Source organism: Methyloceanibacter superfactus (assembly GCF_001723305.1).
In the GTDB taxonomy this organism is placed as follows: Bacteria; Pseudomonadota; Alphaproteobacteria; order Rhizobiales; family Methyloligellaceae; genus Methyloceanibacter; species Methyloceanibacter superfactus.
In genome coordinates this window covers 43,077-54,065 of the sequence record NZ_LPWF01000006.1, presented here as the reverse complement: position 1 = coordinate 54,065, position 10,989 = coordinate 43,077, and the positions used below count along the sequence as shown (strand labels likewise).

The following is a 10,989-nucleotide window of genomic DNA, read 5'->3' as shown; positions in this document are numbered from 1 at the left end:
CCCGCCCGGCCCGGACCCCCGCGCCAGGAAGACGCGTTCCGGCCTCGGGGGTCCCCGCTCCGCCCACCTGCGCTGGAACGCGTGGGTCGTCGGGTGAGGCGCGCGAACGATCTGCGCGCCTGTGCCACTGGTGAGAAGCCGTGCGGAAGGGGGCCTGATATCGCCGGATGTGGCGCGCCGTGACGGCGCCCGCCGCGGGTCTCGCAAAGCCCGCGGATACCTAAAGGATCTGCGCCAAGCGGCGCGCCACCCCCCTCATCGCGAGGGGATTTCATGGGAGCCACGGGGAGGTGCGCTCAAAGGCCGGAAGCGCAAACGCGCTCAAGTAGGCCGGAGGCCGGTAGCGCAAAAATGAAGCCCGGGCGCCCTGCGTCGCGGCAACACAACCGCTTGCCCTTGCCCCCACGGCGGGTTCGCACTATTTTCCTGGAAACGCGGCGCTCTCGGGCCCGCGCAAGAGGTGAGACATGCAGCGCCTGAACGACCAGATGTGGCTGAAAACCGGCGGTTTCCCGCTGGCCGCGTCTGCGTGCGCGCTTCCCCTCAAGCTCCTCCTCCTTAGCCGCCCCTGAGCTCCGGCGGTCTTGGTTTCGGCCGAGGCGGGCGTTCAGGGGATGAAAGCAGCAGCCGAGCAACGGAACATTAGCGGCTGCCGATCATGATAGATTGGCGCCCAGAAGCCTAAGGACGAGACATATGGGATCCGACGAGAATCAAGCCCCGCAGGCCGCGCCGCGCGATGAGAAGGACCGCGTGGTCATCTTCGACACGACCTTGCGCGACGGCGAGCAATGCCCCGGCGCCACCATGACCTTCGACGAGAAGCTGGAGGTCGCCGAGCTTCTCGACGAGATGGGCGTCGATATCATCGAGGCGGGATTCCCGATCGCCTCTCAGGGCGATTTCGAGAGCGTGCAGGAGATTGCCCGCCGCGCCGAAAATTCGGTGATTTGCGGCCTGGCGCGCGCGCAGATGAAGGACATCGACGTCTGCGCCGAGGCGATCAAGCCCGCCAAGCGCGGCCGCATCCACACCTTCATCGGCACCTCGCCGCTCCATCGCAAATATCAGATGGGCATCGAGAAGGCGGAGGTGCTGGAGCGGGTGACCGCGTCGGTGACCCGTGCGCGCGGCCATACCGACGATGTCGAGTGGTCGGCCATGGATGCGACCCGCACCGAGGCCGATTTCCTGTGCGCGTGCGTCGAGGCGGCCATCAAGGCCGGCGCCACCACCGTCAATATTCCCGACACCGTGGGCTACGCCACGCCCGACGAGTTCGCGGGCCTGATCCGCATGCTGATGGAGCGGGTGCCGGGTGCCGACGAAATCGTCTTCTCCACCCATTGCCATAACGATCTCGGCCTGGCCGTCGCCAACTCCTTGTCCGGCGTCGGCGCCGGGGCCCGTCAGGTGGAATGCGCCGTCAACGGGCTGGGCGAGCGCGCCGGCAATGCGGCGCTCGAAGAGATTGTCATGGCGATTCACACCCGCGCTGACGCCATGCGGGTATGGACCGGCATTGACACCACCATGCTGACCCGGGCCTCGAAGCTTGTCTCCCGCGTGACCGCGTTCCCGGTGCAATACAACAAGGCCATCGTCGGCCGGAACGCCTTTGCCCATGAAAGCGGCATCCACCAGGACGGCATGCTGAAACATGCCGGCACCTTCGAGATCATGACGCCGGAAAGCGTCGGCCTGAAGGAGTCCTCCCTGGTCATGGGCAAGCATTCCGGGCGCCACGCCTTCCGCGAGAAGCTGAAGGAACTCGGCTACGAGCTGGGCGGCAATGCCTTCGAGGACGCCTTCGTGCGCTTCAAGGCTTTGGCCGATGCCAAGAAGCATGTCTATGACGAGGACATCGAGGCTTTGGTGGATCAGGAGATCGCCTCCGCCCATGACCGCATCAAGGTCGTGGCGCTGACCGTGATCGCCGGCACCGGCGGGCCGCAGAAGGCGACCATCACGCTGGACGTGGACGGCAAGCAGCACACCCACGAGGCCGTGGGCGATGGCCCTGTCGACGCCACCTTCCGGGCCATCCGCGCCTGGTGCCCAGAGGCACGGCTGGCGCTCTATCAGGTGAGTGCGGTGACCGAGGGCACCGACGCCCAGGCCGAGGTCATGGTGCGCCTCGAGGCCGACGGCAAGATCGCCACCGGCAGGGGCTCCGACACCGACACCATGGTCGCCTCGGCACGGGCCTATGTCAGCGCCCTGAACAAGCTCATGGCCCGCGGCGCGCGGCGGAAGCCGGAGACCATGCTCGCCTCGTAATGCGCGCGTCATGCGCATCTGCCATATGGCGGGGCAAGATCGGCGGCGGCCGCTCCCGACCGGGGCGGCCCCACCGCCACAATTTCGGATTTGGTCGGCTGACGGCGGACGACTCTTCGCCCGCGTCTTAACGGGCCGCACTAAGCCGCTCATTGGCAAAGCGCCTCTCGCGTTTCGCCTAAATTCGCTGCTCGGCCGGTGCTGACCGCCTCGGCTGTCCGTCAAGCGAAGAGTTTTTTCAAAACGGGCGCATCACGCATTGCCCGTCACTAAGATTTGACGCAACATGTGCTCGCGCGCGGCTGCGGGCGGAACCCGTTGGAACTGCCTTATTTTCTGCCTCGCGCGAGTATCCGTGGCGTTTTAAGGGCTCCCGTGATGCGGCGAGCCGATTGGGGCGGGTTGCATGTTCTCGTGGGTCTTGGGCTCTGTCTCTGCGGACATGGCCATCGACCTTGGCACGGCGAACACGGTCGTCTACGTGCCGGGACGGGGGATCGTTCTTGACGAGCCTTCCGTGGTCGCCATTGAGCTGCGGGGCGAGGACCGGAAGGTCATCGCCGCCGGCCATGAGGCCAAAACCATGCTTGGGCGGACGCCCACCAAGATCGAGACGGTCCAACCGCTGCGCGACGGCGTGATCGCCGACTTCAACGCAGCGGAGGAGATGATCAAATATTTCATCCGCCGGGTGAACAAGCGGCGGCTGTTCGGCAGCCCGCGCATTATGATCTGCGTGCCGGCAAGCGCGACCTCGGTCGAACGTCGCGCCGTGCATGAGGCGGGTCTCTCGGCCGGCGCGCGGCGCGTCTATCTCATCGAGGAGCCGGTGGCGGCGGCGATCGGCGCCGGCCTGCCGATCAAGGAGCCCCGCGGTTCCATGATCGTCGATATCGGCGGCGGCACCACCGACATCTGCGTGATGTCCATGGGCAGCGTCATCTATTCGAAGTCGATCCGCACCGCCGGCAATTCCATGGACGAGGCGATCGTCAATTACGCGCGCTTCAAGCATCACCTGCTGATCGGCGCCACCAATGCCGAGGCCATCAAGAAAGAGGCCGGCTCCGCCGTTGCCAAAGCGAACGGCACCCATGTGGCCATTACGATTAAGGGGCGCGACCTGCAGCGCGGCTTTCCCACCGAGATCACGCTGGGGCCGCACGAGATCGCCGATGCGCTCACCTTGCCGATCCAGCAGATCGTCGGCGGCATCCGTCAGGCCTTGGCGGATGTGCCGCCCGAGCTCACCGCGGATATTTGCGACGCCGGCATCTATCTGACCGGAGGTGGCGCGCTTCTCGACAAGCTCGATGTCAGGCTCCAGCAAGAGACAGGAGTGAAGTTCAAAATTGCCGAAGATCCGCTGCGCTGTGTGGTCCGGGGGACCGGCATGGCTCTGGAGCGGCTGGATGAGATGACCGAACTGCTGATCAAGCCCTAACGGGCGGCCAGAAGAAGCGGCTGTCGGCTCTGTGGCCGGCGGCCAAGAGGGGGGTGGAACGCCGTCGGGGCGTTCCCACGAAGTGAACGCAAGATGCGCGAGCGCGGCTCACCACTGTTTCGCAGGCACCGGCCCTCTTGGCAGGCTCCGGTCGAACTGCTCAGTTTTGGGCTCTATTTCCTGTGTGCCGTTCTGCTTGTGTTGAGCCGTATCGGCCACGGCGTCATCGCCGATACACGCGACGAACTGGTCGACTTGACCGCGCCGTTGCTCGAGGTTGCATCCGTCCCAGCGATCGAGGCGCGCCGGGCCATCGACCGCGCCGAGCTCTATATGTCCTCCTTTGAAGAGGTCGATCGTCTCAAGAAGGAGAATGAGGAGCTCAAGCAATGGGAATGGCGCACGAAGCTCCTCGAGCGCAAAGTCGCTCACTTACGGGCGCTGCTGAATGCCGTGGAGGAGCCCGGCCTGATGTTCGCCACGGGCCGCGTCATTGCCGATGCGCGGGGACCCTTCGTGCGCAGCGCCCTGATCAATCTCGGACGCGAGGACGGATTGCGGATCGGCTATGCGGTCATCAACGGTGATGGTCTCGTCGGCCGTACCGTCGACGCCGGCGAGTCCGTGGCGCGCGTCCTCCTGCTCAACGACCTCAACAGCCGCATTCCGGTTCTGGTGGGACCGGCCGGCGTGCGCGGCCTCGCCTCGGGCGCAAACAGCGCCGAGCTGCAGCTCGATTTCCTTCCCGATGGCGCGGCCCTCTATGCCGGCGACGAGGTGTACACGTCCGGCAGCGACGGTGTGTTGCCGCGCGGGCTTAGGGTCGGCGTGGTGAGCGGCGCGGAAGGCGCCTTCAAGGTGCGCCCCTATGCCGAGCTGAACTCGCTCGATGCTGTCAGTGTGCTGTTCTTCGACACACCGGCCCTGACGCGCTCCGATCCGACGAGTGTCGGCGGCGCAGGTGCACTGTCGGCGATTCCCGACACCAAAACCAACGCGGCCCCGGCAACCGCGGCGGCGCTACCCGTCGCCACCGTGGTCAAGCACGCCGGCGCGGCCGCCGGCTTCTCACCAGGGGGGCGGGCGCAGGCTGAGCGATGACGAAGTTCCTCCCGGCACTGTCTGTTTTGTTTGCGGTGGTTGCGACCGCGGTGCGTGGGGATTGCCAGCCGATGCAACCTTCATCCTGCCCCTCATCGTCGTGATGATGGTGTTTTGCTGGCGCGCGATTCCCGGTGCGGCGCTGCCGCCGGCCGCCGCTGCGGGGCTTGGACTCTTGGCCGATCTGATGAGCGGCGGACCGCTCGGCTATTGGGCCCTCATGAGCTTGATCGCGCGACCGTCGGCGGCCGCACCGGCTCACTCGGCGAGGGCCGCGATTTCGTCACCCATTGGCTCATCTGGATCGTGCTGGTCAGCCTGCTGGGGTGTTTCGGCTGGCTGCTCGCCTCGCTCTATTACTTCCGGTGGATCGACTGGTGGCCGATTGCCTTCGGTGCGCTTGCCTCCATCGCGCTGTTCCCCGTGGTGCTGCACGGACTACTGTGGGTGAGGCATGGCCGCTTGGGTCCCGAGCGCAACGCGATCTTCCGAGGCGGCTCATGACCAAGAAGCGTCCCGACTATGCGCGCCGCCAGCGCCACCGCTTCTCCCGCCGGGCGCTGCTCGTCGGCGTGGGCCAGGCGGGCCTCTTCGGGCTGCTCGGCTGGCGGCTGCATCAACTCCAGATCCTCGACTCCTCCGACTATCGTCTGTTGTCCGACGAGAACCGGATGACGATGCAGCTCGTCGCGCCGTCGCGCGGCGCCATCTACGACCGCTACGGCACGGTCATCGCCCAGGACCGTGAGAATCTGCGCGTTCTCGTGCTGCCGGCGTTCTGCAAGAGCCTGTCCGGCACGCTCGACGCGCTGGCCACTGTCGTACCCGTCACGGACGCCACGCGGGATCGCATCGCCCGGGCCGCGCGCCGCCAGAGCGGCTATTACCCCGTGCTCGTCGCGGAGGGGCTGTCGTGGCGCCAGTTCGCGCTGCTCAACGTCCTGGCGCCGCAGATCCCGGGCATGCGGACGGATCGTTCCGCCTATCGCCTCTACAACCACTCCCGCCCCATGGCCCACGTGGTCGGCTATGTCGGCATGGCCGGCAAGGACGAGGTCAACGACGACCCGGTGATGCGGCTTCCGGGCTTCCGCACGGGCCGCACCGGCGTTGAGAAGACCTTCGACCGCGAGCTCAGAGGAAGCCCGGGTTCCATCAAATACGAGGTCGACGTGCGCGGCCGCGTCGTCCGCGAGCTCGGCTCGAAGCCGAGCACGAAGGGGAGGGACCTCGTCCTCACCATCGACCACCATCTCCAGACCGTGGCGCTCGATCGAATCAAGGAGCATCGGGTGGCGTCGATCGTCGTCATGGACGTGGTCACCGGCGGCATTCTCGTCATGGCCTCGACGCCGACCTTCGATCCTAACGATATCGCCTTCAAGGTCGATATGGAGAAGTGGAAGGAGCTGGCGCGTAATGGCGACCATCCGATGCACAATCGCGCCGTGCGCGGGCAATACCCGCCGGGTTCGACTTTCAAAGTGGTGACCGCGCTCGCCGGTCTTTCCGCCGGCGTCATTGACGCCCATGAGACGATGCGCTGCCCCGGCAGCTATGCGGTGGGCCGCAAGCGCTTCCGCTGCTGGAAGAGCCATGGCGGCGGCATCGACGTGCATCAGGCGCTCAAGCAGTCCTGCGACGTCTATTTCTACGAGACGGCCAAGCGCATGGGTATCGACCATCTCGCCAAGGTGGCCCGCGAGCTTGGCCTGGGCCAGACCTATGACTGCGGCTTGTCGGGCCAGAAGCCGGGCCTCATTCCCGACCAGGCCTGGAAACGGGCCAATCTGTACGACGCTTGGTATACCGGCGAGACCGTGATCGCCGGTATCGGCCAGGGTTTCGTTTCGACCACGCCGCTCCAGCTCGCGGTGATGACGACGCGGGTGGCGACCGGACGTGCCGTGCAGCCGAGCCTGGTGATGTCGCCCAAGGCTAGGACCGAGCCCTGGCCGTTGCTCGACCTCGACCCGGTGCATTTGGAGATTGTCCGCAATGGCATGATCGCCGTGGTCAACGAGAAGGGCGGCACGGCCGGCCGTTCGGCCCTGAAGCTTGGCGATGTGCAGATGGCGGGTAAGACCGGCACCTCGCAGGTGGTGAGCTCGCGCAACGAGCACAAGCTGTCGGCCTATGAACGCGAGACCCACGCGCTGTTCATTGCCTTCGCCCCGGCCGATGCGCCGCGCTATGCGGCGGCTTGCGTCGTGGAGCATGGTGGTGGCGGCTCGCGTGCGGCGGCGCCCGTGGTCAGCGACGTGATGATGGAGCTTCTGCTGCGCGATCCGGCCGGACGCCCGGCGTTTGTGAGCGAGAGCGACAGCGAGACGCCGTCCGCGGTTGCCGCTGCGGAGCCGGTCCGATGAAGATGCTCTTTGCCGAAACGCCGGCGCCGAAGCTCAACCTGACCAAGAAGCTCCTGCTGCTCAATTGGCCGTTCCTGCTGTTGGTGACGGCGATTGCGCTGGTCGGCGCCGGAGCGCTCTACTCCGTGGCCGGCGGCGCGCTCGATCCCTGGGCGAGCCGCCACGTGGTCCGCTTCTGCTTCGGGCTGGCGCTGCTCTTCGCCGTCGCCTTTTCGGACATCCGTTGGTGGTTGCGCGGCGCCTATCCGCTCTATCTCGTCGCCTTGTTTTTGATGTTGCTCGTTCCACTGATTGGTGTGGAGAGCGGTGGCGCCCGGCGCTGGCTCGGCTATGGCGAATTCAGTTTCCAGCCCTCGGAGATGATGAAGATCGCGCTGGTCCTGGCGCTGGCCCGTTATTACCAATGGTTGCCGCCGGAGAAGATCTGGCGCCCGGACGCGCTTGTTCCGCCGGTCCTGATGATCGGCTTGCCGTTGTTGCTCGCCCTGGCCCAACCCGATCTCGGCACGGCAATGCTGTTCGCGGTCATCGGCGGCGGCCTGCTGTTCCTCGCCGGGGTGAGTTGGTTCTACTTCGGCGCCGTCATTGTCGGCGTCGTCGTGGCCTTGCCCCATGCCTGGGAGAAGCTGCACGACTACCAGCGCGAGCGGGTGCTGACCTTCATCGATCCCGAGCGCGACCCGCTCGGCTCCGGCTACCACATCCTGCAATCGAAGATCGCCATCGGCTCCGGCGGGTTCGCGGGCAAGGGCTTCATGCAAGGCACGCAAGCGCAGCTCAACTTCCTGCCGGAGAAGCACACCGACTTCATTTTCACCATGTTCGCCGAGGAGATGGGCTTCATCGGCGCGGTGGCGCTGCTCGCCCTCTATCTCCTGACGCTGGTGTTCATCACCTATATGGCGCTCAGATGCCGCAGCACCTTTGCCAGGCTCGTGGCGGCCGGCATGGGGCTGTGCCTGTTCACCTATGTGTTCATCAACGTGGCCATGGTGACCGGGCTCGTGCCGGTGGTGGGCGTGCCGCTGCCGCTCGTCTCCTACGGCGGCACCTCGATGCTGACCATGATCGTTGGCCTCGGCTTTGTGCTCAACGCCCACGTCAACCGCAGGGTCACCTTCCGGCGCGAGGAGGCCGGGACCCTTTGGTGAGCCGCCGGCCAAGTCATTTTCCGACAAAGGCAAACTGGACAGGCCAACCGGGGCAATGCTAAGGGGAGCACCCTTGGGTGTTCACGAACACCCATCCCGGATGCGTCTCGCGAGGGCAGGCCGCATTCTTAGGGCGCATAGCTCAGGTGGTAGAGCAGCTGACTCTTAATCAGCGGGTCCAAGGTTCGAGTCCTTGTGCGCCCACCAATTCCCAAAGCGGTGGTTGTCGGCGGCCGATCTGGCCTCGGCACGCAATCCTTGAGGCCTCCATGTGGCGTGCCGGCGAAGGCCGCCCAGAAAATGCCGCTATAGGAAGGCGCCTCAAGGGTCTATGATCCTCGGCGCCACGCGCCCGATCCCCCACCGCTGGCCAAGCGCGCGGCATCTTCCCGCAAACTGGAGAAAAGAGTGAATCACCCCGGATTCTTCGAGCGTGCACGCCCTATCGCCTTGCAGGTCATCGCAGATGCGGTCGGCGCCGAACTTGTGCTCGCCAGCGACGGGGCGACGGAAATCGACGATTTGCGCCCTCTCAAGGAGGCCGCGGCAACCCATCTCACCTTTTGCACCGGGCCCAAATATGCGGTGGACTTGGCGGCGACGAGCGCGGCCGCCTTGTCTGATCAAGCGCCGCGATGCCGGTCTGGTGCCCGCCGGGGCGGCGGCGGTGATGACCGACGCCCCGCATCGCGCGTTCGCCATGGCTGTCGGCCTGCTTTATCCCTCGGCGCTGGAGCCGTGCGCGGCCGCCGCGTCGGCGCGGGAAAGCGGCGAGCTCATTCACCCCACGGCCGAGATTGCCGAGGGCGTCACCATCGAGCCGGGTGCGATCGTCGGCCGGGAAGCGCGCATCGGTCCCGGTACCACCATCGCCGCCGGCGCCATTGTCGGTTATCGCGTTTTCATGGGAGAGCGCTGCTATGTCGGCCCGGGCGCCTCGGTGACGCACGCCCTCATCGGCGACCGCGTGACCCTCCATGCCGGCTCGCGCATCGGCCAAGATGGTTTCGGCTATGACATGAGCGCCGAGGGACATTTCAAGATTCCGCAGATCGGCCGCGTCGTCATCGACGATGACGTGGAGATCGGCGCCAACTCGACCGTGGACCGCGGCTTCCTGTCGGACACCAAGATCGGCGCCGGCACCAAGATCGATAATCTGGTTCAGATTGCCCACAACGTTGTCATCGGCCGCCATTGCATCATCGTCTCTCAGTCCGGCGTTGCCGGTTCCGCGCAGCTCGGTGACTTCGTGATCATGGGCGCCCACTCGGGTGTGGTGGAGCACGTCAAGATCGGCGACGGCGTGCTGATTGCTGGCATGGCGCACGTCAAGGACGACGTGCCGGCCGGCGCGCGCATGGGCGGCACGCCCGCCCGCCCATTCAAGGAGTGGGCCCGCGAGGTCGCCGCTCTCAGGAAATTGGGCAAGAATGGGCGAGATGCGTAAATTTCCACGGCGTCTGGATGAGCAGACGAGGAAGAGAATGAAGAGGGGCGTCTTCATCGGCCTCGTGGCCGGTGCCGCCATGGTGGGAATCGCCGCCAATCCCGTGTTCGCGGCGGAGACCGCGGAGGGAGAGTTTGACGGGGAGTGCGTCATGGGCCTTGCGCTCGGCAAGGACATCCAGACCGATTGCTCCGTCAACACCGTCTACAAGGGCAAGACCTATTGCTTCGGCAATGAGACGGCGAAAAAGCTCTTCCTCAAGCGCCCCGAGGACTTTTTGCTCCAGGCGCACATCTATTACTCCAGCAAACAGCCGCAGTAGCGCCGCCGAGCGATTGCGCGGTGGAGGGCCTCAAGAGCCCTTCGGATGGGTCTGGCCCTCGAACACCGTCCCGTCTGTATCGACGATCACGACATCAAGGTCGTTCTCCTCGCCGCGACTGAAAGTGAATCGGAAGTTCGGATTGGTCGAGATCGAGAACGTCCCATCCAACTGAAACACCAGCTCGCCGTCGCGTTTCACCGTCATCTCCTTGACGAAGCGCGCCGGGATGAACTTGGCCGTGTTGATATCGAGCTGCATGCCGTTGTGGTTCGGATGCTTGATCATCACTTGCGCCGCCCAGATTGGGTTCGAGTCAAGCGCGGGCGGAAAAGTCCTGACGATCACCTTGCCCATATCCGCCGAGTCGGCATCGGGATCCTTCGCCTGCATGGCGGCACAGCCGCCGGCGGCCGCGAGGAACTTCGTTGTCATGTGCAGGCTACCGTCCGCGGTCTCCAGGATGGCGCGCACATGCGAAAAATTATCGACGCGCACGCGGGTGGAGAAGCTGCGCTCACCGCTGGTGCCGGCCGCGGGGCCGAAGGTGAGGGTGGCCACCTTGGGATCGGGATTCTTGTCGATGAACAGCGTGAGCGACTTGAGCTCACCCTTGACCGACGGCGGCACCCGCACGGTCAACGGAACGATGGCGGCATCCTCCACCTTCGATGGGGTCTCGAGCACCACCATCCCGTCCTCTTCCTGGATCGGCCGGTCGCCGAAAGCCTGCTCCTTGAGGATGGGCCAGACATTCTCTTCGGCGCGTGCGTCCGGCAGGCCGAGGACGAGGAGGGATGCCGCCAGGGCGGCGAGGCCGCAGGCTTTGGCTAGGCTTATGAAAGTGTGAGGCATTGTGCCGTGTTCCTCAT

9 protein-coding genes and 1 tRNA gene are annotated in these 10,989 nt (G+C 65.5%); 9 read left to right on the top strand and 1 reads right to left on the bottom strand.

The window, feature by feature from the left end:
* Window positions 1–696 precede the first annotated feature (696 nt).
* From AUC69_RS02755 to AUC69_RS02715, 9 genes are all read left to right on the top strand, one after another.
* Window positions 697–2,280 (top strand): 2-isopropylmalate synthase, encoded by a 1,584-nt coding sequence (locus AUC69_RS02755; protein WP_069440802.1) that lies wholly within the window; start codon window positions 697–699, stop codon window positions 2,278–2,280.
* A gap of 406 nt (window positions 2,281–2,686) precedes the next feature.
* Window positions 2,687–3,724, top strand: a complete 1,038-nt coding sequence (gene mreB / locus AUC69_RS02750; protein WP_069440801.1) for a rod shape-determining protein — start codon at window positions 2,687–2,689, stop codon at window positions 3,722–3,724.
* Between the two features lie 93 nt (window positions 3,725–3,817).
* Complete coding sequence (mreC, locus tag AUC69_RS02745; protein WP_083239028.1) at window positions 3,818–4,825, top strand: rod shape-determining protein MreC; 1,008 nt, start codon at window positions 3,818–3,820, stop codon at window positions 4,823–4,825.
* 210 nt (window positions 4,826–5,035) lie between these two features.
* On the top strand, window positions 5,036–5,329 hold the full coding sequence (locus AUC69_RS02740; RefSeq protein WP_069440799.1) for a hypothetical protein: 294 nt from the start codon (window positions 5,036–5,038) through the stop codon (window positions 5,327–5,329).
* Window positions 5,326–7,194 carry a penicillin-binding protein 2 gene (mrdA, locus tag AUC69_RS02735; protein ID WP_069440798.1) on the top strand — a complete coding sequence of 623 codons (1,869 nt, stop codon included), beginning with the start codon at window positions 5,326–5,328 and terminating at the stop codon, window positions 7,192–7,194. Before AUC69_RS02740 ends, mrdA begins: the two co-directional genes overlap by 4 nt.
* A complete protein-coding gene (gene rodA, locus AUC69_RS02730; protein ID WP_069440797.1) occupies window positions 7,191–8,345 on the top strand; it encodes a rod shape-determining protein RodA in 1,155 nt (384 codons plus the stop codon). Before mrdA ends, rodA begins: the two co-directional genes overlap by 4 nt.
* Before the next feature lie 131 nt (window positions 8,346–8,476).
* Window positions 8,477–8,552 (top strand) — tRNA-Lys (locus AUC69_RS02725).
* 373 nt (window positions 8,553–8,925) lie between these two features.
* Entirely contained in the window at window positions 8,926–9,795 is an 870-nt protein-coding gene (gene lpxD / locus AUC69_RS02720) for a UDP-3-O-(3-hydroxymyristoyl)glucosamine N-acyltransferase (RefSeq protein WP_244500053.1), read from the top strand.
* A gap of 37 nt (window positions 9,796–9,832) precedes the next feature.
* Window positions 9,833–10,117 (top strand): hypothetical protein, encoded by a 285-nt coding sequence (locus AUC69_RS02715; RefSeq protein ID WP_069440796.1) that lies wholly within the window; start codon window positions 9,833–9,835, stop codon window positions 10,115–10,117.
* A 30-nt stretch (window positions 10,118–10,147) separates the two neighbouring features.
* Here the strand turns inward: AUC69_RS02715 and AUC69_RS02710 are convergent, their stop codons facing one another.
* Window positions 10,148–10,972 carry a quinoprotein dehydrogenase-associated SoxYZ-like carrier gene (locus tag AUC69_RS02710; protein ID WP_069440795.1) on the bottom strand — a complete coding sequence of 275 codons (825 nt, stop codon included), beginning with the start codon at window positions 10,970–10,972 and terminating at the stop codon, window positions 10,148–10,150.
* Between the last annotated feature and the right edge of the window lie 17 nt (window positions 10,973–10,989).